The 23,573-nt window shown below is 43.2% G+C and carries 26 protein-coding genes; 14 read left to right on the top strand and 12 right to left on the bottom strand.

Features of this window, described 5'->3' with window-relative positions:
• Positions 1–22 precede the first annotated feature (22 nt).
• The 7 genes from ACI882_RS10225 to ACI882_RS10195 all read left to right on the top strand — a co-directional run bounded on the left by ACI882_RS10225 (position 23) and on the right by ACI882_RS10195 (position 5,909).
• A complete protein-coding gene (locus tag ACI882_RS10225; RefSeq protein WP_411746017.1) occupies positions 23–979 on the top strand; it encodes a Gfo/Idh/MocA family protein in 957 nt (318 codons plus the stop codon).
• Between the two features lie 189 nt (positions 980–1,168).
• Positions 1,169–2,359, top strand: coding sequence for an ROK family protein (locus ACI882_RS10220; RefSeq protein ID WP_411747023.1), 1,191 nt, complete (start codon positions 1,169–1,171; stop codon positions 2,357–2,359).
• A gap of 71 nt (positions 2,360–2,430) precedes the next feature.
• The gene (locus tag ACI882_RS10215; RefSeq protein ID WP_411745395.1) at positions 2,431–2,958 is read left to right on the top strand and encodes a bifunctional adenosylcobinamide kinase/adenosylcobinamide-phosphate guanylyltransferase; all 528 of its coding nucleotides are present in this window, start codon (positions 2,431–2,433) and stop codon (positions 2,956–2,958) included.
• A gap of 10 nt (positions 2,959–2,968) precedes the next feature.
• On the top strand, positions 2,969–4,000 hold the full coding sequence (gene cobT, locus ACI882_RS10210; protein ID WP_411745396.1) for a nicotinate-nucleotide--dimethylbenzimidazole phosphoribosyltransferase: 1,032 nt from the start codon (positions 2,969–2,971) through the stop codon (positions 3,998–4,000).
• Positions 3,997–4,737, top strand: a complete 741-nt coding sequence (cobS, locus tag ACI882_RS10205) for an adenosylcobinamide-GDP ribazoletransferase (RefSeq protein ID WP_411745397.1) — start codon at positions 3,997–3,999, stop codon at positions 4,735–4,737. The genes cobT and cobS overlap by 4 nt, the downstream gene beginning before the upstream one ends.
• Positions 4,728–5,279 carry a histidine phosphatase family protein gene (locus tag ACI882_RS10200; protein ID WP_411745398.1) on the top strand — a complete coding sequence of 184 codons (552 nt, stop codon included), beginning with the start codon at positions 4,728–4,730 and terminating at the stop codon, positions 5,277–5,279. The genes cobS and ACI882_RS10200 overlap by 10 nt, the downstream gene beginning before the upstream one ends.
• A 12-nt stretch (positions 5,280–5,291) precedes the next feature.
• Positions 5,292–5,909 carry a GDSL-type esterase/lipase family protein gene (locus ACI882_RS10195; protein ID WP_411745399.1) on the top strand — a complete coding sequence of 206 codons (618 nt, stop codon included), beginning with the start codon at positions 5,292–5,294 and terminating at the stop codon, positions 5,907–5,909.
• Positions 5,910–5,913: 4 nt separating this feature from the next.
• Here ACI882_RS10195 and ACI882_RS10190 read toward each other — a convergent pair whose 3' ends face one another.
• Both ACI882_RS10190 and ACI882_RS10185 read right to left on the bottom strand, forming a co-directional pair.
• Positions 5,914–6,387, bottom strand: a complete 474-nt coding sequence (locus ACI882_RS10190) for a DUF6691 family protein (protein ID WP_411745400.1) — start codon at positions 6,385–6,387, stop codon at positions 5,914–5,916.
• The gene (locus ACI882_RS10185; RefSeq protein WP_411745401.1) at positions 6,384–6,845 is read right to left on the bottom strand and encodes a YeeE/YedE family protein; all 462 of its coding nucleotides are present in this window, start codon (positions 6,843–6,845) and stop codon (positions 6,384–6,386) included. The genes ACI882_RS10190 and ACI882_RS10185 overlap by 4 nt, the downstream gene beginning before the upstream one ends.
• 362 nt (positions 6,846–7,207) lie before the next feature.
• Between ACI882_RS10185 and rarD the strand changes: the two genes are divergently transcribed.
• On the top strand, positions 7,208–8,080 hold the full coding sequence (gene rarD / locus ACI882_RS10180; RefSeq protein WP_411745402.1) for an EamA family transporter RarD: 873 nt from the start codon (positions 7,208–7,210) through the stop codon (positions 8,078–8,080).
• On the opposite strand, the gene ACI882_RS10175 is transcribed toward rarD, so the two are convergent.
• Positions 8,077–9,636: a SulP family inorganic anion transporter gene (locus ACI882_RS10175; protein ID WP_411748474.1), complete on the bottom strand. Its 1,560-nt coding sequence runs from the start codon at positions 9,634–9,636 to the stop codon at positions 8,077–8,079. The two genes, rarD and ACI882_RS10175, sit on opposite strands and share 4 nt — an antisense overlap.
• Positions 9,637–9,684: 48 nt before the next feature.
• Positions 9,685–10,008 (bottom strand): beta-lactamase hydrolase domain-containing protein, encoded by a 324-nt coding sequence (locus ACI882_RS10170; RefSeq protein ID WP_411746996.1) that lies wholly within the window; start codon positions 10,006–10,008, stop codon positions 9,685–9,687.
• Between the two features lie 179 nt (positions 10,009–10,187).
• Between ACI882_RS10170 and ACI882_RS10165 the strand changes: the two genes are divergently transcribed.
• Positions 10,188–11,057, top strand: coding sequence for an MBL fold metallo-hydrolase (locus ACI882_RS10165; RefSeq protein WP_411746997.1), 870 nt, complete (start codon positions 10,188–10,190; stop codon positions 11,055–11,057).
• Positions 11,058–11,225: 168 nt separating this feature from the next.
• Here the strand turns inward: ACI882_RS10165 and ACI882_RS10160 are convergent, their stop codons facing one another.
• From ACI882_RS10160 to ACI882_RS10145, 4 genes are all read right to left on the bottom strand, one after another.
• Positions 11,226–12,107: a hypothetical protein gene (locus ACI882_RS10160; RefSeq protein WP_411743901.1), complete on the bottom strand. Its 882-nt coding sequence runs from the start codon at positions 12,105–12,107 to the stop codon at positions 11,226–11,228.
• A 111-nt stretch (positions 12,108–12,218) separates the two neighbouring features.
• A complete protein-coding gene (locus ACI882_RS10155) occupies positions 12,219–12,410 on the bottom strand; it encodes a DUF1289 domain-containing protein (protein WP_411743900.1) in 192 nt (63 codons plus the stop codon).
• A 16-nt stretch (positions 12,411–12,426) separates the two neighbouring features.
• Positions 12,427–13,488, bottom strand: coding sequence for a patatin-like phospholipase family protein (locus ACI882_RS10150; RefSeq protein WP_411743899.1), 1,062 nt, complete (start codon positions 13,486–13,488; stop codon positions 12,427–12,429).
• A 146-nt stretch (positions 13,489–13,634) separates the two neighbouring features.
• Entirely contained in the window at positions 13,635–14,384 is a 750-nt protein-coding gene (locus tag ACI882_RS10145) for an inositol monophosphatase family protein (RefSeq protein WP_411743898.1), read from the bottom strand.
• A gap of 222 nt (positions 14,385–14,606) precedes the next feature.
• Here ACI882_RS10145 and ACI882_RS10140 point away from each other — a divergent pair, with 222 nt between their 5' ends.
• The 5 genes from ACI882_RS10140 (at position 14,607) to yegQ (ending at position 19,720) form a co-directional block, all read left to right on the top strand.
• Positions 14,607–15,347, top strand: a complete 741-nt coding sequence (locus ACI882_RS10140; RefSeq protein WP_411743897.1) for an RNA methyltransferase — start codon at positions 14,607–14,609, stop codon at positions 15,345–15,347.
• A gap of 1 nt (position 15,348) precedes the next feature.
• A complete protein-coding gene (gene cysE, locus ACI882_RS10135; protein ID WP_411743896.1) occupies positions 15,349–16,122 on the top strand; it encodes a serine O-acetyltransferase in 774 nt (257 codons plus the stop codon).
• A gap of 147 nt (positions 16,123–16,269) precedes the next feature.
• Entirely contained in the window at positions 16,270–17,274 is a 1,005-nt protein-coding gene (locus tag ACI882_RS10130) for an alpha/beta hydrolase (protein ID WP_411743895.1), read from the top strand.
• 89 nt (positions 17,275–17,363) lie between these two features.
• The gene (locus tag ACI882_RS10125; protein WP_411743894.1) at positions 17,364–18,356 is read left to right on the top strand and encodes a rhodanese-related sulfurtransferase; all 993 of its coding nucleotides are present in this window, start codon (positions 17,364–17,366) and stop codon (positions 18,354–18,356) included.
• Positions 18,357–18,358: 2 nt separating this feature from the next.
• Positions 18,359–19,720, top strand: coding sequence for a tRNA 5-hydroxyuridine modification protein YegQ (yegQ, locus tag ACI882_RS10120; RefSeq protein ID WP_411743893.1), 1,362 nt, complete (start codon positions 18,359–18,361; stop codon positions 19,718–19,720).
• A gap of 46 nt (positions 19,721–19,766) precedes the next feature.
• Here yegQ and ACI882_RS10115 read toward each other — a convergent pair whose 3' ends face one another.
• From ACI882_RS10115 to ACI882_RS10100, 4 genes are read right to left on the bottom strand one after another with little or no spacing between them, the layout of a single operon-like run.
• Positions 19,767–20,192, bottom strand: a complete 426-nt coding sequence (locus ACI882_RS10115) for a hypothetical protein (RefSeq protein ID WP_411743892.1) — start codon at positions 20,190–20,192, stop codon at positions 19,767–19,769.
• Between the two features lie 8 nt (positions 20,193–20,200).
• On the bottom strand, positions 20,201–21,247 hold the full coding sequence (locus ACI882_RS10110; RefSeq protein ID WP_411743891.1) for an aldose epimerase family protein: 1,047 nt from the start codon (positions 21,245–21,247) through the stop codon (positions 20,201–20,203).
• Between the two features lie 30 nt (positions 21,248–21,277).
• Entirely contained in the window at positions 21,278–22,426 is a 1,149-nt protein-coding gene (gene galK, locus ACI882_RS10105; protein WP_411743890.1) for a galactokinase, read from the bottom strand.
• Between the two features lies 1 nt (position 22,427).
• Positions 22,428–23,477, bottom strand: coding sequence for a UDP-glucose--hexose-1-phosphate uridylyltransferase (locus ACI882_RS10100; protein ID WP_411743889.1), 1,050 nt, complete (start codon positions 23,475–23,477; stop codon positions 22,428–22,430).
• Positions 23,478–23,573: the final 96 nt, after the last annotated feature.

Raw genomic sequence — 23,573 nt, 5'->3', positions numbered from 1 at the left:
GCCGCCATTACGAGGAAGGTAGATGAACACAACCAAGTGGGGAATATTAGGGCCTGGGCGAATCGCAATGAACTTTGCCAATGCGATGAACGTTGTCGAAAATAGTCAAATAAAGGGTGTTTTTTCCTCAAACCTGGAACGAGGCCAACGCTTTGCCGATGATTTCAATATCCCACAAGTTTACGCCTCGAAGCAGGCATTGTTATCAGACTCTGAAATAGACGTTATTTACATCGCTTATCCGCATAATTTTCATTACGACGCAGTGAAAGAATGCCTGCTCGCGGGAAAAGCAGTGTTGTGTGAAAAACCTTTAACGGTTACCGCTGAGCAAGCGCAAGAACTATTTGATTTAGCTCAAACTCAACATGTTTTCCTAATGGAGGCTATGTGGAGTCGATTCCTACCGGTATGGCAGCAAGTAAAGCAATGGATTGCTTCTGGGCAGTTAGGGGATATTCAATTTATTAACTCTACCTTTGGATTTAAGGTGCCCCGAGAGGAGTCAGACCGTTTGCTCAACCCAGAGTTGGCTGGTGGCGTGCTGCTAGATATGGGCGTTTATAATATTTCCTTATCGCAATACGTTATGGCGTGTGATCCAGATTCGATTAGATTTGATGTGTTAAGAGGGCAAACCGGAGTGGACGAACGAACGTCTGTTTGGCTTCGATATGGTGATGTGTTGAGTCAATTTTCATGTAGCTTTACGGCCAATTATGACAATGAATTTATTATTCATGGTACCAAAGCAAATATTCGCGTTCCTGCTATGTTTTGGGGGGCGACTAAAGTGATTTTAACCCCTAACGAGGGCGAGGCAATTAGTTTTAACCAACCCTTTGATTGTAATGGGTTTGAATACCAAATTCGTGAAGTAAACTTGAGGATTGCCCAGGGGGAAATCCAATCTAGCGTAATGCCCTGGAGAGACACCTTAAGTGCGGCGCGTGTTATGGATAAAGTTTTGGGTATTTAATTTCATATCTCAAATTAAATTGGGTTGAAAATCTCGCCATTTCCCTGCCAGACTCATGAATTTGATGAAAAAAAGGCAATTTGGTAAAAAAATGCCTAATTTTATGTAATTAAACAATATTATTAGTAGTATTTAATTTTTAGAAATATTTTAATAGGCGGTTGGGTTGTCATTTATAAAGGTACGGGTGTGAAAAAGTCGGATACAGAACAGATTCGCCAAGAGAATAAAAAGCAAATTATAGAAACCTTGCGCTCTAGGGGTGCGATGGCGCGAGTTGATCTACGTAAGTTGGTCAACTTAAGTCCAGCAACTGTGACGGCTATTACGGCTGACTTGATCAACGACGGGATTATTCAGGAAGTCTCCGGTGATGGAAGTCCGGCTGTAGGTCGTGGTCGACCAAGAGTTTTAATCGATTTAGTTAAAGACTCCGTATTGGTTTTGGGTGTTAAGCTATCTATGAACGAAATTCGTATCATGTTAGGAGACATCAAAGGCAATATTATTAATGAATCAATCATAGAAGTACAAACACTCAAATTTGATGAAAGTGCGCTTTTATTAAGCTTAGAGACTACTATTGGCGGCTTTATATCGGCACTGCCTTCTTCTCAGTCAAGTAAAATCAAAGCTATTGGTGTGGCTGTACAAGGCTTTGTAGATACAAACAAGGGTGACATTGTTTGGAGCCCTGCTTTATCTTTTCGTCATGTTTCGATTACTCAACAATTGGAACAGCATTTCCAATTGCCAGTTACCTTGGCTAACGATGCTAACTGTATTGCTATCGCCATTTCGAATCAACCTGCTTACCAAGCGCTGCAAAATTATGTTGTTATAATGTTGGGTTACGGTGTTGGGATGGGGATGATTCTAAACGGACGTTTATATTCTGGGCATCATGGCGCGGCATCAGAATTTGGTCATACCAAATACGAAACCGATGGAGCCCAATGTCAATGTGGCAAGCGTGGCTGTATTGAGGCTTATGTAAGTGATTATGCGTTGTATAATGATGCCAGTGCTATGAGTTTATTGCCTCGGGTCGATCAGTTGCACCCAAGTGAATCCGAGATGCTGCTGCTGAACCAAATGGCAGAAAACAAAGACCTAAATATATTGTCTCTTTTTGAGCGAGCAGGTCGAGTTCTGGGTTATGGAATCGCTAATATCCTAGCGTTGATCAGCCCAGAAAAAGTGATCATCAGTGGACCCGGAATAAGAGCCTTTCCATATATGAGGTCAGGTTTAATGAGTGGACTTGAAAATGCCTTAGTGCCTGAGTTAATCGCGCAGACTCAAATAGAGCCTTTTGAATGGCAAGAAGACCTCACCGGTAAAGGTGTATTGGTTTTGGCATTAAAATCGATCGATTAATCATCAATAAATGTAACATTACCGTTTTCATAAGATAACTGTAATGTTCATTTTTTATTAAAGTGGGCAACGTGAGCCAAACAAAACTAGTGTTAGTAACGGGTGGTGTAAAGTCAGGCAAAAGCAGTTTGGCGTGCCGCTGCGCAGATTCCTTTTCTGAAAATCCAATCTTGATTGCAACAGCGCGTAGATTCGATCATGAATTCAATAGTCGAATACAGCGCCATATCGAAGACCGCCCAGCCCATTGGCAAACCATTGAAGCACCTATAAACTTAGCTGTTCATCTAGACACTCAAGCCGATCAAACAATTGTTATTGATTGTATTGGCGTATGGTTGACTAATTTACTTGTAGAGGTGCCAGAGCAGCGTAATGCTAAAATAGATGAATTTTTTGAAGCGCTCTCACGTCGAACATCCCCGACCATAATTGTCAGCAATGAAAGCGGCTTCGGCGTTATTGGCGCTGATGCTCTAACACGTCAATTTGTAGATGAGCTTGGCTTGTTAAATCAGACCATTGCGAAGCAAGCGACTCACTTTGCTACAAATTTTTCAGGCTTTCCGGTGTGGCTGAAAGGCAACGCATTCGTATAAAGGGTAAGAAATGACCGCAACACAAATTAAATTTTCTTCAGAGCTCACAACAAAGTTACAGTTTGCCATCGATGATAAAACCAAGCCCATTGGCGCTTTAGGTCAAGTAGAGCATTTGGCTTTGCAAATAGGGCTCATTCAAAACACAGAACATCCGAATGTTGATAAAGCCGCCGCATTTGTATTTGGTGGCGATCACGGCGTTTGTGCAGAAGGCGTGAACCCGTTCCCTCAAGTGGTCACCGAGCAAATGCTGGCTAATTTTGCTGCCGGTGGCGCCGCAATGAGCGTCTTTTGTCAAGCTAACGGCATTGCAATGAATGTTATTAACATGGGAATAGTTAATGGCGATGTACGTTGGCCAAACGTACAACATGCCGCGATTGCTTGTGGTACTGAGAATTTTAAAGTCAAACCAGCGATGAGCAAACAACAGTGTCAACAGGCGATGCAAGTGGGTGAGCAGCTCGCGCAAAAAGCCGTAAACGAAGGGTATAACTTGTTAATGATCGGCGAGATGGGTATAGGCAATACGACAAGTGCTTCTGCCTTGTTATCTTCTTTATTAGATATAGAGCCAAGCAAGACAGTGGGTCCGGGCACAGGAGCAAATGAAGCCCAGCAGGCATTAAAAGTTGATGTCATTAAAGTCGCTCTGGCGCGGGCAGGTAAACTTGAGCTTTCAGTAGATGCATTGGCTGAGTTTGGTGGCTTTGAAATTGCCGCAATGGTTGGCTTTTTAATTGCCGCTGCAAAATTGCGTACGCCTGTGATTGTCGATGGCTTTATTTCGACCATTGCCGCTCTGGTAGCTGAAAAGGACAACCCAGGCTTGAGCCAATGTTGGGTATTTGCACATCGCTCAGCAGAGCCAGCTCATACCGAAATGTTAACCGCACTTTCGGCCAAACCATTGCTAGATTTACAATTACGATTAGGCGAGGGCACAGGCGCAGCACTGGCCTATCCAATTCTTAAGTGCGCAGTGGCTATGCTGAATAATATGGCAACCTTTAGTTCGGCCGGAATCAGTGAGTCATGATTCGTGATTTCTTGTTAGCCGTTGGTTTCTTTACGCGTATTCCTGTGCCTGATCACCCTAATTATAGTGAACAGGCCATGAACAATACTTCGTACTACTTTCCGTTAATCGGGTTGTTGGTGGGGGCGCTCAACTTACTGGTATTTTGGTTAAGTGCACAATTGTTTTCAGTGTCTATCGCAGTGGTGTTGTCGTTGGGCTTTAGTTTTTTATTGACCGGTGGATTTCACGAAGATGGCTGGGCCGATACCTTTGATGGCTTAGGCGGTGCCTTTGAGCGTTCGAGAAAGCTAGAAATTATGACCGATTCTCGCCTGGGGACCTACGGCTCTTTAGCGTTGTTTTTTATTCTTGGGGTTAAAGCTTTAGCGTTAATAGAACTGTTATCCGTGAATGTCCTCCTGGTGGTTTTGGTTGCACACGGTTTGAGTCGTTGGATTGCAATGTTGACGATGGTATTTTGTGATTATGTTCGTGTAGAACCGAACAAAGCCAAACCGGTCGCACAAAAAATTTCTGTTTTTAAATGGTTTCTGTCAGGGTTAGTGCTAGTTCCTGCTTTTTTGTTTGTTCATTTCGCTATTTTCGGCACGTTAATAGTTGCGTCACTAGCGGTCTGTTTTATTTGGATTTTAATTTTAAAGAAGCAATTGGGTGGCTATACCGGAGATACACTGGGGGCGATTCAGCAGTCAGTTGAAGTGGCGATTTACTTGAGTTGGTTAGCGTGTATTTAATTCGCCATGATCAGGTTGCATTGGCCGGTGTGTGCTACGGTCAGTCTGACGTAGATTCGACAATTCCCTATGCGCATTCCGCGCAGAAGATAAAATCCTTTTTTAAACAGAACGTTAAGCGAGTATATTCCAGCCCGTTAAAACGTTGCTCACTGCTCGCTGAACAATTGTTTACAGAAATACCAATAAACTATGAGCCTTTGCTTAAAGAAGTAAATTTTGGCCAGTGGGAGCAACAGAGCTGGAGCGGAATTCCTCGGCAGCAGATAGATGACTGGGCGCAAAATCCAACCAACTTTCAATTCCCAGAAGGTGAACATTTAGCTCAGTTTTATCAGCGTGTAGAAAGTTTTTGGGGCGGTTTCGGCGATAATCATGAAGATGTTTGTGTGGTGACACATGCAGGAGTAATAAGGCTGCTATTGTCTTTGGGGCTATCGTGCCCTTGGCATGATTGCTTATCACTTCCTGTGCCATTTCTAAGTGTCATTGAATTAAATCATCAAAGCTTTATACCGCACTACCCAACGATTGAAGAATAGGTTAACTCGAACATGAAGCATTTTGTTTTTATTGGTGACTCGGTAACAGATAGCAACAGAAAACGCTCGAAAAAATACGCCGGCACGGAAGCTGCGCTTGGTCATGGATGGGTGAAAATATTAGCAGAAACTGCACTCTCTGATCACAGTGTTTGGAATAGAGGGTTTTCTGGATATCGAACAGCCGATATATTAATTGATTCCGACATTTGGCCAGAAGAGGTCTTCACCGCCGATGTAACCACTTTAATGGTTGGTATAAACGATATTTGGCATACCTTTAAACAACACTCTCCTTACCATGAGCAAGAAATAGTTCAGCGATTTGAAGAGCTGATCATTAGGCTGAAAACTCGAACGGTGCAGCTTATTGTCATGGAACCCGTGGCGCTAGTATGTGGTGAAGTAGATGAGCACTGGTTCTCAAAAATGACATCATTATTTTTACAATTCAAGCAGGTATGCAACCAAGAAAAAGTGCAATGGTTAAGCTTACAGAAGTCTCTTGAAAAGGTGGTTAAAAATAAGCCCGAAGAATATTTACACGATGGGGTGCACCCAAGTGACATAGGTCACCAATGGCTAGCAGAGCAGTGGCTGGCACAGGTGCCAACCACGTTATTTCAATAACAGCTTAACCTACGCAGGCTTCGTCAATGTTATGTTTAATGTGCTGAGCTTTTTCTATTCTCAATGTGATGTATTTTGTGAGGAAAGTACCCACGACATAACTAGCGACAACAATCAGAATATCACCAGTGGCAAAGCTTAAAGAAGCCAACATCGGACCAGGGCAATAACCCGCTAAACCCCAACCAATGCCGAAAATCACACCGCCCCCTATGATTTTTGCGTCAATATCTGACTTTGCCGGTACTCGAAACATCTCAGCAAGGATCGGTTTAGAACGCTTTAAGATCAAAGGAGTCGCAATAAGATTGACTAAAAGCCCTGCACCCATAACAAATGCAAGGGATGGATCCCATGCACCAAAGATATTTAAGAAATTGATCACTTTAGCTGGGTCAATCATCTGTGCGACAGACAGGCCAAACCCAAAAAGTATGCCAGAGATCAAGGCGACTAATAGACGTTGAGTGTTTTTCATGAGCCAGCTCCAAAGAAAGTTGTCATGATGAAAACAGTGACAATGCCTGCAATCATAAAGCTGACCGTTGCCGCAAGTGAACGAGGGCTCTTACGTGCTAAACCACAAATACCATGACCACTGGTACAACCCGTACCTATAGTGGTACCAATACCCACCAGTAAACCGGCGATAATTAACATCGATGTGTTTACAACAGATTGAATATGATCAATGCCAACAAATAGGATGCTGTCTGTACCATTGCTAATAAGCTGGTAAAGACCACCGCCTAATACGATGCCTGCAATAAATATTACGCGCCAAAGTGTATCGCCCTTTTCTGGAATGATGACACCGCCAGCTATGCCAGATATGCCCGCAACTCGGCCTTTGGTCAGTAATAAAAGTGCTGCAGATAGCCCCAGAATCGCGCCACCAAGTGCCGCAGAATAGGGGGTAAAGTTTACAATTTCCATTGATACCTCTAAAGATAGTAAAAAGATTAGTAATATTAGTTCTTACTAATACTACGTGGATTTGAGTAAGATTCAATAGAAAAAACACTTAATATTAGAGTTTCATGAAATAAGTTCCAATTAAATGATTATATCGGTTGTTTTTTAGTCAATGAAGCGCTATGGCGTTTAAAGCCTCAGGCGTGTAAAAAGTTTTAATGGGTCCATTTACAAATTAGTGGAAACAAGATTCATTATCAAAATGATAATAAAGTTGGATGCCCTAAGTTTCCAATTGCTTTACACTGCTGATTCAGAAAAAGTTGTTGGCTCTTTCTGAGGGTAGGTCGTAGGGCTAAAATAAAAAAAATAAGAGGTTTTAGGTGAAAGGGCTAATTCAAGCAGTATCAGCGTATTTAATATGGGGTTGTTTCCCGCTTTTCTTCTATCTCTTAAAGCACGTACCTGCGTTGGAGGTTTTATCGTTTCGCATTGTATTTGCTTGTCTCTTCAGTTTTATCTTAATTGCGTATTTCGGCGAACTTCGATCATTTTTAGAGCATTTTAAAAGCAAAAGCACTGTTATTTTAACGATGCTGTCTTCTTTGTTAATTACGATCAATTGGTTTGTCTTTATTTGGGCTGTGGGCGCGGGAATGGTCATCGAATCTAGCTTAGGCTACTTTATGACGCCTTTAGTGAGTTTGTTATTGGGTGCCGTGTTCCTAAAAGAGCAATTGAGTCGATACCAGATGATAGCGGGGTTATTGGCGGTATTGGCGGTTGTTGTTGAGCTAGTGTTACTCGGTAAAATTCCTTGGGTTTCAGTCGCACTGGCATTGAGCTTTGGCATGTACGGTTTAGTGCGCAAGCAGCAAAAAATAGAAAGCTTGCATGGCCTTACTATTGAAACCTTGTGGGCATTACCTGTTGCCGTCTGTGTGCTTATTTACACGCAAAAAACGACAGGCTCAGTGACCAGCTTTTCTGCGTCAACCTATGGTTTATTGGCATTTTCAGGCATTGTTACGGCAGTACCATTGCTGTTGTTTGCATCCTCTGTGCGTAAGTTAAACTTGGTGGTCGCTGGCTTCTTGATGTATTTAAACCCCACAATGCAGTTTTTTACGGCTATCTTTATATTTGGCGAGACAGCACCATTACAGCGCTTCATCACTTTCGGAATAGTCTGGTTAGCCATGTTGTTCTTCATTTACGGGATGGTAAAAACCTATCGAGGTAGATCAAGAGCCTAAAGCTTGCCGCTGCTAAGCTGTAAAACGATTCTGTCATCGCTCCAAGGCAGGCTTACTCCCATCGATTCGCTCAGTTTGCGTAAGCTTACTGAGCCACCCGTCATACTCAATTCTACTCCTAAACTTATGCAATGCTGGTGAATTTCGCGCAATGCTTGAACTGCAGCAACGCGCCCTTGATGTGCGTGTGATAAATCTAAAACGCAAAGTTGTGTATGGGTTGTTAAGCGAGCATTGACACGATTAGGCAGCTGCCGCGCTGCGGCAAAGTAAAGGCTGCCAGAGATTTGAATCAATAGCTGGTTAGGTAGTTTATTGTGAATAGGGGTCGCATTTCTGTTTGCGTCTAATTCATAAGCAAACAGCAGTGGTTTGCTAGTTTGAAAAAGGAACATCGCGATACCCAGTAAGGTGCCTAAGAGAATCGCAAGATGAAAGTCTAATACTAGGGTACTGATAAAGGTGATCAAAAACAGCGACCGCGTTTGATTATTAACAGACAGCATTTGTTTTATTGCATTAGGCTTAATCATTGAAATGGCAATGGCGATTAATAACCCCGCGATAACCGGTTGCGGTATAGCTCTGATAGCTTCAGCACCAAAAAGAATAATAGGGATCATGGCCAGCGCAGCAATAAAAGGAGCCCAGCGAGTTTGAGCGCCACCAACCTCCAGTAAGACCGACCTGGTTAATGACGTACTCGCAGGGAACGCACCAGTAAAGCTTCCGACTATATTCGCAAAGCCTTGGCTTTTAAGTTCTCCGGCTAAATGGTGTTGTGACCGGCTATTTCGCAAAGTAACAATAAGCTCCAAAGAACCAATGAACGCCACGGCAAAGCCAGGGATAATTAATTGGGAGATCATAGACCAAGAGGGCAGCTTCGTATTTATGAGGGGCCAGCCATCAGCGATATAGGTTGAAGCGCCTAAGGTTACCCAACTTTGAGAAAATGGAAAAATATTAAACATGACGATCAAAATACTAATAATTAATGTGAGCAGAGGGATAGGCCAGCGCGGTAAATAGCGTTTGCCCAATATAACGGAGGCTATGGCTGTGAGTGCGAGTAAAAAACTCGCCAAGCTAAAGTCTGCCCAGTTATAGTGAGTGAGCCGATAGAGTTCATCAAGAACATTATTTACGCCTTGCAGTGGTTGGCCAAGCGTTTCATCTAATTGCATGATTGCGATAATAACTGCAGCGCCAGTGGCAAAACCCACCATAACGGCCTCGGGTACGAAATCAAAAATACGTTCAGAGTTACTCAAGACAATGAGTAGCCGAGTTAAGCCTGCTAAAAAGGCTAATGTCGCCATTGCCGTCAATAGTGCATCGGGATCATGTGCCCAAGGTGTGAGCGAGGTAAGAATTATGAGGCCAGTGGTATTCGTAGGGCCAACCGTGACATTAGAGCTTTTACCATAAATAGCGGCAATTATGCCAGGAATAGCCGCAGTGACTAGGCCATACATGGGAGGCAGGCCCGATAACATAGCATAAGCTAAGCATTGCGGGATGCCAACTAAGGCAACTAAAAGCCCAGCATTAATATCTTGGGCTTTTGGCGGAGCGAAGGAACCTATTGCTAAAGGCTCTTGTTATTGCGCTGCATTAAATAGAATTGAGCTACGGTTTCCTGTGCGGCAGTAGCCAAGAACCTTTTTATTGTCAGCGATTAGTGCTTTTACCTGCTCAACATACTCAGGAGTAAAGTTTGGGCCTTGCATCGGCATGAAGTGAAAGACAATATCTTCTGCTTCACACGCTGCTTTAATGGCTTCGTGGTTTACCTGGCCTGCTTCTTCATCGTCTGGTCGGTTGCAGATAATAACGTCATAACCGTCAGCTTTAGCGGCCTGTACATCGCTTACGGCGATTTGAGCAGAGACAAAATAAGTTTCAGCAATTTGTGTTGGCGTCATTTGATAATACTCCGTAGAAGTTGGCGGATAGCCAGATTTAATATTTTGAATTTTCGCATATTGTCATCCATATTGCATTGTACTATTTCAACAGTTGCATATTGATTAATCACACTATACTATAGGGTCATCTAAATTAGTAAATTCTAATATAAAGCTTTCGGCTAGGAGACAGACATATGTCATCGAATACGCAAATTAAAACATTTTTTGATCAACAAACATTCACATATACGCATGTTATTTATGACAGCAAAGCTAAAGAAGCTGCGATTATAGATTCAGTTCTTGATTACGATCCTAAATCTGGCCGTACAAACACAGTTGCTGCTGACCAAGTGGTAGATTTTATCCAAAAATCAGATTTAGCCGTTAAATGGATACTTGAAACACATGTTCACGCAGACCATCTTTCTGCTGCACCCTATTTAAAAGATAAGTTAGGTGGGCAAATAGGCATTGGTAGCAAAATTAACGTGGTGCAAGGTGTTTTTAAAGATGTATTTAACGCCGAATCAGGCTTTAAGAGTGATGGATCACAGTTCGATAAAGTTTTCGATGATGAAGAAACTTTTAAAATTGGTGAACTAAACGTAAAAGTACTTCATACCCCTGGTCACACGCCAGCCTGTGTATCTTATATTGTAGAAAATGAACATGCGTTTATAGGCGATACCCTATTCATGCCAGATGCTGGAACGGCGCGTTGTGATTTCCCAGGTGGGGATGCAACTGTTTTGTTTCAATCTGTAAAACGACTGTTAAGTCTAGAAGAATCGACTAAGCTTTATATGTGTCATGACTATGGTCCTAACGGGCGTGACTATAAATATATCACTACAGTTAAAGAGCAAAGAGAGCAGAATATCCACGTTAAAGATTCAATTGCGCTAGATGATTTTGTGCAGATGCGAACTGAGCGAGATGCTACCTTAGATATGCCGGTGTTAATTTTACCGTCAGTTCAAGTCAATATGAGAGCGGGTCAATTACCGCCAGCAGAAGGCAACGGAAAGCAGTACTTAAAAATTCCGTTAAACGTATTATAAGTTTGGGGCTTAGCCCTAAAAAAGAGATGCTACGGCATCTTAAAAACCCCTGGTCGTAAGCAACCAGCAAAAACCCGACTTTATGTCGGGTTTATTTTTATAAAAAGGGGCGTTCTCAATTATTGTTGTTTTTGTTTTATGAGTCAGCCCTGTAAAGTAAATCTATTATTAATTTCCTAATTCTGACCAACTCCAATAATTCGCATAGCCTTGACTATTTTGGCGCCAAACTCCGTTAGCTTCGAAAGTCAGCTTCACCCAGTCTAAGCCTTGAATAAATTTCATTTCACCTAGGTGAGGGTGTTTTGCACCTAAATACCAGTGAACTTTTCGGGTCGTAACCAGCGAAGACTGCTCCGAAGTGCTGCCATCATTTAGGCGAGTTGCCGAAGACAAATCAATGGTGAAATCTTTAAAGTTTAGGGCAACCGTACTGGCTTTAATGTTTTGGTGCCGAATAGCTTTGTTTTTCCAGCTCAAATTGAAATCGCCTTTAAATTCACTGTCGAGACTGGTGAGCTTGTTATCTATATCGTCGTACCAACCCACAGAGTCATAGCTAAGGTTACTGTTGATGGTTGCCATATCACGATCACGCCAGACTTGGCATTGGTGGGCTTGAGCAGCTGTTTGAATATCTACATAAGTGAAACCATCGCTATAACTGGTGGTGTCAGCTTCTGCTTCTACTTGCGTATAACCACCTTCGGCACAATCAACGTTATCGAATAGGTAGGCATAGGTGGTTTCAGTCACATGCGCACGAGTTAATGCTATAGATCGCGGTGATGTATAAGAATCAGGGTCGATCACTTGATAGGGCGCTTCTGCGGCTAATGCTAGTGGCAAAAGAGCTGCATCAACTATTAATTGAGTGCTTAGATCCGTAATGTCTGAATGATGAACTGGCGGGTAGTAGCGATCAGGCTCATATTCACCATACACATCAACATAGCAGCCCATTAGAGAAAGCGACGCTCCAGCAATCACTAGGGCTTTCATAGCCGATTTAGCGAATTTCGTGTGTGTCGAATCAATTTGTGCTTTCATTAGGTTAACTCCTTAGTCATGAAGCTATTATCAACTTCGTGCCTGAACAGAGTCTGAATACAGAGAATCAAATGGTGTGATTATTTTAAAAATTGGAGCTGTTGACTAATGTTAGTGGCCGTTGCTGGAGTTACTATCTTGTTTACGTTGCTCCGCGTTGGCTAAAATATGCTTTTTTTCACCGTCATCAGCACCGTGCCATTGCTTTATTTCATCAAGTGATCGAAAGCAACCCACGCAAATATCGCGGTTATCTAAACAGCAGTTACGGATGCAAGGTGAGTTGATTTCAGTTTCGCTCATTGAGTATTGACTCCGTTCATATAAGTACCTCGATCGGCTGAACATGGTCAGCGAATGTCGGTGAGTTAACCAAATTATGAAACGTATCCGCTAAAAGTTTATTCCTTTCGATCACGTCTTTCCACAATTCAATGCGCTCATCGGGCTGGTGGTTTTTAAAGTCATTTCGGTCTGGAATCTTTTGATTGGGTAACTGAGCAATAAATTCAGCACTTGGGCAAATAACAACAGTGTGGGAGTAATTGTCGGCGTTAACGTGTCGCCAAGGCAGCGATTTATCAAACCAACCTGGCTTCAACATGGGTGCAAAATGTGGGTACAGTACTAAACCCTGTTGAGGTTTAATCGGTAAATCAAAGTGATAATCGACCATGCCACCATCGCGGTACATCCCAATTGGCGCATGTGCGGGGTTTTCTACGCCTTCGATGACCACCGGAATGGATCCTGTTGCATGTAAGGCTTGGCGAATGTTGTCTTGTTTTAAAGGCGCAAAGTGAGTTTTAAACTGGTCCCATTGTTGTATGGGTAATTGCGCGCTATGAGATTGGAAAATAACCCGTTCGAACCACAATGTGAGTGCTTTGCGTGAAACCATATTCGCTAGGGCGACACCCCCAAAGGCTGCCATTTGAATGTGCTTTTGCTCAATTTTGGTCATTCCGCGAGCTATGGCGGTAACAATGTTGAGCTTTCGGTTACTGCTGTTATGCGTTAGGTCGTTATCAATAAACGAATTTAACAATTCGTGAATATTTTCAGTAATTTCACGCGCATCGGCGTTGGCTGAATAGCGCTGGTGTAAATAGCCTTGTTCAAGTAATCCAATTGCGTTTACTGGGTTAGGGTTAGCGTATGCACTCATGCGCCAAGCGCCAATAGAACTGCCAATGAGTTCCAATTGATGTGGAATGTTAGGCAACCATTCTTGTGCGATATAGCGGTCTAGATGCGTTAACACAAACCATTTAGGCCCACCGGATGCGCCCAAAATGGCTGAAATATCACTTGGTTTTAGACCATTATTTTGAATATGTTGGCGCGCATGAGCACCAGCAAAAATTTGTAGCGGTTGCATAAAGTTATTAAACCTAAAGTGTTTTAAGGTTTATAACAATAAACAAAGGCGTAAAACAATAGTAGGGGTGAATAAGGTATGAAAAAAGAGTTGGAAAGTTGTAAAGGGTACATCTAAGTAATAGATATACCCTAACGAGCCATAAATTAGTTGCTAGCTACAATTTGTTTGAATAAGCGAGGTGCCGCGGCCATTAATTCGCCGCTGTCCATTTTAACAGGACCGCCTTTGGCGTTACCGGTTAAAGCACCGGACTCTTGAGCGATTAACATAGCCGTTGCCATATCAGCAGACGTTAAGTTTTGGGCAACAGCAACGTGAGTGCGGCCGGCCGCTAGGTTTACAAAGTTTAATAAACCGCAACCTGTCATCCGCATTTCAGCCGTACGCTGGCTCCATTGAGTTATTAACTCAATGTCTGTTGAATGTATGGCAACCGTTGATGCGTTGATAGAGGTCGTATTGGCACGAACACGACGCTCGTTTAACTGAACGCCTCGGCCACGCTGAGCCGTCATAAAGTCTCCTGTCATGGGGTCAACAATGGCAGTGACATCAATTTTGTCTTTGGTGTAGAGGGAAACGTTGACTAAGAAACCAGGGTAGCCTGAAAGTAAGTTATTGATGCCAGCGGCAACATCGATAACCCATTTTGATTGGCCATCCCATTCACGGCTTTCTTCCATGCCGATCTGAGGCGAATCAATGTGGTGTTTGGTGTGAGCATTTCGGATGGCTTTACGAGCGCGCCATGCAGCATCATCAAATGCTTTTTTTAATACGTCCTCACGGCTGTCACCTTCATCCATTAAATTATCCATGTTTTCGATGGTATAATTGATTTTGTCTGCTGCACTTTGGGCTGCGCGAAGCGCAATACTAACGATAGGTTGCATGTTATTCTCTCATAAACGTTAAAGACCACGCAGGAATTAACCGACGTGCGTCAAAATTGGAAATCGGGTCCGCAAGGACTTGTTAAACAGCAATTCGGTCGCGGCGACTCTAGGCCGTACACCGAATGAACCAGCATTCTGATTCAAAAGGGCGCGCATAATACACCATGTTTGCTTTATCATTAAGTGAAATTGTGTAATTTTTAACAGGTAGGGTATTTTTTGGAGTTTGATCAAGTAAAAATAGTCATGGTGAACACATCCCATTCGGGCAATATTGGCTCGGCTGCACGTGCCATGAAAACAATGGGGTTCAATAATTTGGTGCTTGTTGCACCTAAAACCTTCCCTTCTGACGAAGCGAATACCATGTCTGCAGGTGCTTCAGATGTACTGGACAGTGCGGTTGTAGTCGCTAGCTTAGAAGAAGCCGTTGCCGATTGCGCGCTTGTCGTCGGAGCATCTGCTCGCTCTAGAAGCTTACCTTGGCCGCTGGTGAACCCGCGTGAAATGGCTCATCAGGTACTGAGTGTACCTTCAGACGCAAAAGTGGCAATTGTGGTTGGTCGAGAACGCAGCGGCTTAACCAATGAGGAATTGGCTTGTTGCCATTGTCATGTACATATCCCATCGAATCCAGATTATAGCTCTCTAAATGTGGCCAGTGCAGTTCAAGTGCTTACTTACGAATTGGCAATGTCTCAAGTTAACCTAGAGCAAGCGGACAAACCTAATTTTGGTGTGGAGTGGGATCAAAAGCCGGCAACCAGTGGGCAATTAGAAAGCTTATTCGATCACTGGCAAAAAACCTTGGTTGATATTGATTTCCTTGACCCCAATAACCCTAGAACCTTGATGAGTAAGTTACGCCGCTTAATTTTAAGAGCGCATCCTGATGAAGTTGAAGCCAATATTCTGCGCGGCATGTTAAGCCAAGTAGATAAGACCATAAGGAAGTCTTAATATGTTTGCCAGATTAAAAGACGATATTCAAAGTGTATTTGATCGTGACCCCGCTGCACGCAGTTGGTTCGAAGTCATACTGAATTACCCTGGTTTGCACGCTATTTTGTTTCACCGCCTATCGCATCGGCTATGGGGCTGGAATTTAAAAGTCCTTGCACGCTGGGTCTCACAACTTGCACGTTGGTTTACCGGCATTGAGATTCACCCTGGCGCAAAAGTAGGTCGACGCTTTTTTATCGACCATGGTATGGGCGTGGTCATTGGTGAAACGGCCGAAATTGGCGATGATGTCACCGTATATCAAGGCGTGACTTTAGGGGGAACAAGCTGGAGTAAGGGTAAACGACACCCGACTTTGGAAAATGGCGTAATTGTCGGCGCGGGAGCTAAGGTTTTAGGCCCCTTTAACGTCGGTAAAAACGCCCGAATTGGTTCTAATGCTGTCGTGACAAAAGAAGTTCCTGAAGGCGCAACCGTGGTTGGTATTCCAGGACGAATTGTTCGTCAACATGGAGAGAAAGTTACGCTTTTTAATGATCAGCAAAAGGAAATGGCTCAGAAAATCGGCTTTGATGCCTACGGTGGAGCGGAAATGCCCGATATTACCGCTCACGCTATTAAGGCGTTGTTAGATCACGTGCAAGCCCAAGACGCGCGCATTAACAATATGTGCGGTGCATTGCAAAAAATGGATAAAAGCTTTAAACCCAATGAAGCGCCAGAAATAAACTGTGACGACTTTGCCTCAATTGAAGAGGCCGATCAGAGCTAATACATATTAAAGCGGTAAAAGAGATTATCAGGTACCGCTTTTCTTTATTTTGGTATCGTATGTTGCTACTTAAAATTTGTTTCGTGCAATTCAGGCTCAATTTTGAAATACTTTGACATCGTTAGATAATCGTTGTGGAGTCTGTTTTTGTTTTTATATTTTCTTTGTTTAATTTTAGGTTTGGTATTTATTTTAGGACCAAGACCTAAAGTTGATATCAATCTGCCCATCAGGGCTGGCCGCTTTGCGGCAACTAAGTACGCTGGTTTATCTCAAAGCGAAGCCTTTCAGCGCATGCAGGAAGAATTAGTTGTTCAAGAGAGTCAGTTCCCAACACTGCCGATAGGCGCTGAAAAAACCATCGTGTTTGCCGATGAAGCACAGCCTGAAAAAACCAAATATTGTGTTCTATATATTCATGGCTTTTCTGCAACTCGCCAAGAAGTGAGTCCTGTACCGGAAAATGTCGCGAAACACTTACATGCAAACTACCATGCAACGCGTTTAACAGGGCATGGTTTAACGGGAGAGGCATTGGCCAGTGCAACGCCTTATGATTGGATGTTCGATACCTTAGAGGCTTGGCAGATCGCTGAGCAACTGGGCGAGCAAGTCGTTATTATCAGTACATCAACTGGTGGAACATTGACGAGTTGGTTGGCGCAACAAGAAGTGACAGTAGGTAAGCTAGCTGCATTGTTCATGATATCGCCAAACTTTGGTCCCAAACATTGGGCAATGCCGCTATTTCAAATGCCATGGTCACGCTATTGGATTCCATTGATTAGCAAAGGGACTCACGGCTGGGAACCCGCCAATGAAGCAAGTGCGATTTATTGGACCTACAACTATCCGACAACCATCATTCACGATATGGACGCTTTTGTGAACGCTGTTTGTGATAGTTCAGTCGAACACATAGAGACGCCCACATTATTTATTTATTCCGACGACGATATTATTGTGAATTCCAGAAAAACAGATGCCGTTGCTCGGCGTTGGGGTGCTGCTATTAAACATCGCATCGCATTTCCGGCACGGCCAAACGACAACAACCATGTTATTACAGGTGATATTGTGAATCCTGGCTCAACTAAATTAGTCCAAAATGAAATAGTGTCCTTTCTAGAACGACACGTGGTTAATAAATAATCGGTTGCTAGATTGCCACGTTTTGTTAAAATCCGCGCCCCGAAATCATTTGAGCTCTGCATTTACGATGCAGCTCGCCAAGGATTAATATGCCCCAGATAGTTGTGTCGGCGCTTTATCACTTTGTAAAAGTAGAGCAGCCAGAGCGCCTTCGTGCGCCGTTATTAGATTTTCTAGAAAGCCACCAAATTCGCGGAACTTTGATTCTTGCCAAAGAAGGTATTAATGGCACCGTCTCTGGTACACGTGAAGCTATTGATGCTTTATATCAGTGGTTTGCAAATACACCTGAATTTATTGACGTTAAGACCAAAGAATCGTTCCACGATGAACAGCCGTTTTATCGCACTAAAGTTAAACTCAAAAAAGAAATTGTGACAATGGGTGTGGAAGATATAGATCCCAAGAAAGTAGTGGGTACCTATGTAAAACCAACCCAATGGAATGAACTTATTTCGGACCCAGAGGTTGTGCTAGTTGACACCCGTAATGATTATGAGTTCGATATTGGAACCTTCGAAGGTGCGCTGAACCCCAACACTAGCTCATTTCGTGAGTTTCCAGACTACGTTAAAGAAAACTTAGATCCCACTAAGCATAAAAAAGTGGCTATGTTTTGTACCGGTGGTATTCGCTGTGAAAAATCAACCGCGTATTTAAAAGAGCAGGGCTTCGATGAAGTTTATCACCTTGAAGGTGGAATTTTAAAGTACTTAGAAGAAGTTAAAGAAGTTGAATCGAAATGGCAGGGCGATTGTTTTGTTTTTGATAACCGAGTTGCGGTGGGTCACGAATTAAAAGTCGGTGAATATGAGTTATGCCATGCTTGCCGAAAGCCGTTGTCTATAGAAGAACGTCAGCACGAAAGCTATGTGCATGGTGTCAGTTGTCATCATTGTATTGGTAAAGTTTCTGACAAGCAGGTCGCTCGATTTAAAGAGCGTGAAAAGCAAATGCGTTTAGCCCAAGAACGTGGCGAATTACATTTAGGTACAGATGCAAAGCAGACCATCATCAAGCGACGTAAAAGTAAATTAGCGCAAAGACAAGCACAACGAAAGCAAGAAGCGGGTAGGGTTTAACCATGACTTTTAAACCAGAGTTGTTATCTCCCGCGGGTACATTGCGTAATATGCGATACGCCTATGCTTATGGTGCCGATGCAGTGTATGCAGGCCAGCCGCGTTATTCATTACGTGTGCGCAATAATGATTTTACCTTAGATAACTTAGCGACCGGCATTAGCGAAGCGCATAGCCAAGGCAAAAAGTTTTATGTTGCTAGTAATATTGCGGCGCACAACAGTAAAATTAAAACCTACATGCGCGATATTGAGCCTGTTATCGCCATGAAGCCAGATGCTTTGATTATGTCTGACCCCGGCTTAATTATGTTGGTCAAAGATAAGTTTCCAGAGCAAACCATTCATTTATCGGTTCAATCGAATGTAGTTAATTACGCCGCTGCAAAATTTTGGCATCGCAATGGCGTCGAGCGAATTATTTTGTCGCGTGAGTTATCTCTTGATGAAATCGAAGAGATTCGCTTAACCGTTCCAGAGTTAGAGATTGAAACATTCGTACACGGTGCTTTGTGTATTGCCTACTCAGGCAGATGTTTGCTTAGTGGCTATATTAGTAAGCGCGATCCGAATCAGGGTGCTTGTACAAATACTTGCCGATGGAAATATCAAGCGCATGAAGCTAAAGAAGATGAGTCAGGTGACTTCGTGCCGACTGATCCAAAAATTTGGACACCGCCGGGTGATAAAATTGCAACTGATGCACCCACCCTAGGGTTAGGTGGACCAACCGATGCGGCTTTCTTACTAGAAGAAGAAACTCGACCTGGGACATTTATGCCTGCTTACGAAGATGAGCATGGTACCTACATAATGAACTCGAAAGATTTGCGAGCCATTCAACATGTAGAGCGACTCACCAAAATGGGTGTTCACAGTTTGAAAATAGAAGGCCGTACGAAAAGCCACTATTACGTAGCACGAACGGCGCAAGCCTATCGTAAAGCCATTGACGATGCGGTTGCTGGGTCGAGCTTCGACAAGAGCTTAATGAACGAACTCGATAACCTAGCAAACCGAGGCTATACCGAAGGTTTTTATCGACGTCATGTTCACGATGAATATCAAAATTACGAACAAGGAACCTCAGTCGGAGTGCAGCAACAGTTTGTTGCAGAAGTGACCGGGAGAGACGGTGACCAATTAGTCATGATGTCGAAGAATAAGTTTGCAGTTGGAGATTCTTTAGAGTTGATGACCCCTGCTGGCAATCGGACCCTTGTACTCGATAATATCGTTAACTGTAAAAATGGTAATGATATGGCTGAGGTGCCTGGCGGCGGCTTTGAAGTCAAAGTTACCGTGCCCGAAGCAGCCGCAGTTCATGCTGAGCGTTATGGGCTTGTGATGAAAAACTTAGCCTAAACAATAAAGCCTGCATTTGCGGGCTTTATTTTGCAATGACGTAAGCTTACAAACGCATGCCAACAGCCACGTAGTCAGTACCAGGGTGTGTGCCACCTTCGATAAAGATACTGCCACTGTTAATGTCAATGTTAAAGCCAATCTCAGCCCCTAAGCCAAAACCAGCGTCAATACCGATTGCAGGGCCAAGGCTGCCATACACACTTAATCCTTGACCTACATTCACTAGGATACCGCCCGCTAATTCTGCACCTGCGTTTACACCATCATCAACGCCTAAACCTACTTCTAACTCGCCATAGGTGGTTAGGCCATTAGACGCTAAAAATTTAATATTAAGTGGAATGCCAACAGCAAATGTAGCACCTAAACCACCATAAGAAGCAATTGCGACCTCAGTACCACCTTTACCACCGGCAAAAGCAGTCGTAGCTGATACGAAAATGGCTGCTGCAATTAATAGCTTTTTCATTTGTGAACTCACTGTTTAAGAAATTGGTATTCAATTATAGCGGTATAAGGATGTGACTTGTCAAATATACACGTTGGAAAATGGTCATGATTGGGTGAGTCTGGCCAAAAACCAGGCTCAAAACAAAAGGCACCATGAGCATCATAGCTTTCTATATGATTAATGGGGGTGTTGGCTAAAAAATTGCCGGTATAAAATTGCACCCCTGGCAAAGTAGTCGCACAGGTGAGCGTTATACCATTGCAGCGAGCCTCCGCCACGGTCTTTAGTGTTCCATCTTGAGCTAAGCAATAACAATGATCATAACCACTGGCCCTTAGGATATGGGGATCGTCTGCTTGGCCAAGTATTTGAGCTATGTTTGTCCAATCTTGTAGGTTAAGAGCGGTGCCTTCAACCGAGGAGATTTCACCGGTTGGTACAGCTGAGTCATCGGAAGTTAAAACTGTAGAGGCGTGTATTTTGAAATCATGATCGTTTATATGGCCTGTTTTAGTACCTTGTAAATTAAAGTAGGCATGGTTCGTTAAGTTGACCACAGTCGGTTTGTCGGTAGTTGCAAGATAGTCAAATGAGACTTTATTGTCATTACTTAAACAGATGACAATTTTTACATCAAGGTTCCCAGGGAAACCTTCTTCTCCATCTATAGATCGATAGCTTAATGTTAGGGTAGGTTGCTCATTAACCAACTCAATGTGGCTGTGCCAAACTTTACTAGAAAACCCAGAAAACCCGCCGTGAATATGGTGCGGAGACATATTTTCGGATACTTGAATAATCTCATCGTTTAATTTGAACTGACTGTTTTTTATTCTATTAGCAAAGCGACCTACCGTGGCGCCTAAAAATGCTCCCTGACTTAAGTAGGCTTCGAGTGTGTCACAACCCAACACTAAGTTCGGGGAATCATCTGAGAATTGAAAACCGACCCAAGCCGCACCAAGATTGATAAACTTTGCTTCGCAGCCATTGGAATTGCGAAGTATAAATTGCTTTACGGTCTCTCCAGAAGTGGTAGAGCCGAGAACTTTTTCAGAAATGGTTGCAACCATGAATCTGCCCTGAGATAAAATAAAATGTGATTATGCCACAAAGGCACCATCAACGGCTGTGCAAATATAAATGTCTTCTTTAATGCCAAATCTTGCTTGGTAATGTTGCTTAATATAGTCGGTAACATCAGTCACTTTAGCCAGTGGAACGAGAGCGACTACGCAGCCTCCAAAGCCACCGCCAGTCATTCTAACACCGCCTTCATTGCCGATTATATTATTGATCATTTCTACAATTGCGTCGATAGGCGCCACTGTAATTTCGAAGTCATCTCGCATGGATATATGAGATTGAGCCATTAATTTACCGAGTCTATGCCAGTCTTGATCAGCCAAGGCTTCGGTTGCATCTAAGGTTCTTTGGTTTTCACTAACAACATGGAAAGCGCGGCGGTAGACAACGTCGGACATACTGCCTTTGGCGTGCTCTAAGCTTGTTAAGGTTGCATCTCTTAGGTGACTGACATTAAGTGCGTTAGCGGCTTCTTGGCATTGCGCGCGCCGTTGGTTATATTCGCTATCGACTAAGCCACGTTTTACGTTTGAATTAATAATCACAATGGTCATGCTTTCGGCCAATGCTATAGGTTTGCTTTCTAATGAGCGACAATCAATAAGTAAGGCATGATTTTTGAGTCCACGAGCACAAATTAACTGATCCATGATGCCAGTATTGGCACCTATGTAATTGTTTTCGGTTTTTTGACCCAAAAGAGCCGCTTGTGTGGGGTCGATTTCAAAACCTGCTAAGGCTGTTAGTGCTCTGATTAACACAATTTCTAAAGCAGCCGATGAACTTAACCCCGCACCATAAGGTACATCACCAACGATGGTTAAATCTGCACCGGTAAGTTTAACGCCTTCTTGCTGCAGTATTTGGCAAACGCCACGCAGATAATTAGACCACATGTACTTTGATGACTTTTCAATTACATCGCTTAGCTCGAACTGGGTTACTTCATGATTGAAATTAACCGCACAGGCTCGAACTGTATTGTCATTGCGCTTTGCAATGGAGACCACTGTACCGAAGTTGATGGCCGCCGGTAATACAAAGCCATCATTATAATCTGTATGTTCACCGATCAAATTAACTCGACCAGGTGCATGAAACTGTTGCTCAGGCTGATACTTAAAGACCTCTATAAACGCATCCGTCGCTTGTTGGCTAATTGACATTTTATGAATCCTTGTAATGAGTAGAGCTAAGCGCTTGCAAACGTTCAGCAGCTTGCTCGGGGGTCAGATCACGCTGCGGTTCCGCCAACATTTCATAACCCACCATAAATTTCTTCACTGTTGCACTGCGCAATAACGGTGGAAAAAAATGCGCATGCAGCTGCCAATAAGGTTCATTAACTAAAGTGGAGGGTGCGCCGTGCCAACCCATTGAGTATGGGAAGGAAGTATTGAATAAGTTGTCATATTTTGTGGTCAGTACTTTAATCGCATCGGCTAACGTTGTTTTTTCCGAAGAGGTTAGCTGGTGGAAATGTGATATTTGTCGTTTAAGAGGTAATAACATCGTTTCGAATGGCCAAGATGCCCAAAATGGGACGACGGCAATCCAGTCTTCATTTTTGTAAACAGTACGAATACCCGCGGCGCTTTCTTTTTGCGCATAGTCGAGCAGCAAGTTTTTAGAATGCAGTTTGTAAAAGTCAGCTTGTTGCTCGGTTTCTTTTTCAGGTAAGGTCGGAACACTGGAGTTTGCCCAAATTTGACCATGGGGGTGTGGTTGAGAGCAGCCCATCACCGCGCCTTTGTTTTCGAATATCTGTACCCACTGATAAGTTGAAGATAATTCAGTATATTGCTCAACCCAAGTTTCTATGATTTTAGTAATTTCGGTGGTGTCGAGTTCCGGTAAAGACTTACTATGGTCTGGACTAAAGCAAATAACACGTGCTTCGCCTTTCTCGGCGCTTAATTCAAACAGTGGGTCTGTTGATGCTTCGCTTAAAGGTGTATCGCTTTGTAAGGCGGCAAAATCATTTTGGAAGACAAAAGTTGAGCTGTAATTTGGGTTGATATCACCAGATATACGGCTGTTACCAGCACAGAGATAGCAGTTTTCATCGTAACTCGGGAGGGTGACTTCCTTAACGGCTTCACTTTGTCCCTGCCAGGGGCGTTTTGAACGATGAGGAGAAACTAATACCCATTCATTGGTGAGTGGGTTACGGCGTTTGTGTGCGTGGTCCGCTGGGTTGAATTTGGTTTGGCTCATTTCGTTATGCCTTCTTATTTTTTTCGCAATTCTACTGGATTTGAAAACGTTTTCAAGGGTTAAGTTGTTGTTATAGGGTCGATAATAGTTCAAAAT

It is taken from the genome of Reinekea sp. (assembly GCF_046710285.1).
GTDB lineage: Bacteria > Pseudomonadota > Gammaproteobacteria > Pseudomonadales > Natronospirillaceae > Reinekea.
This window is presented reverse-complemented; position numbering and strand designations above follow the sequence as displayed.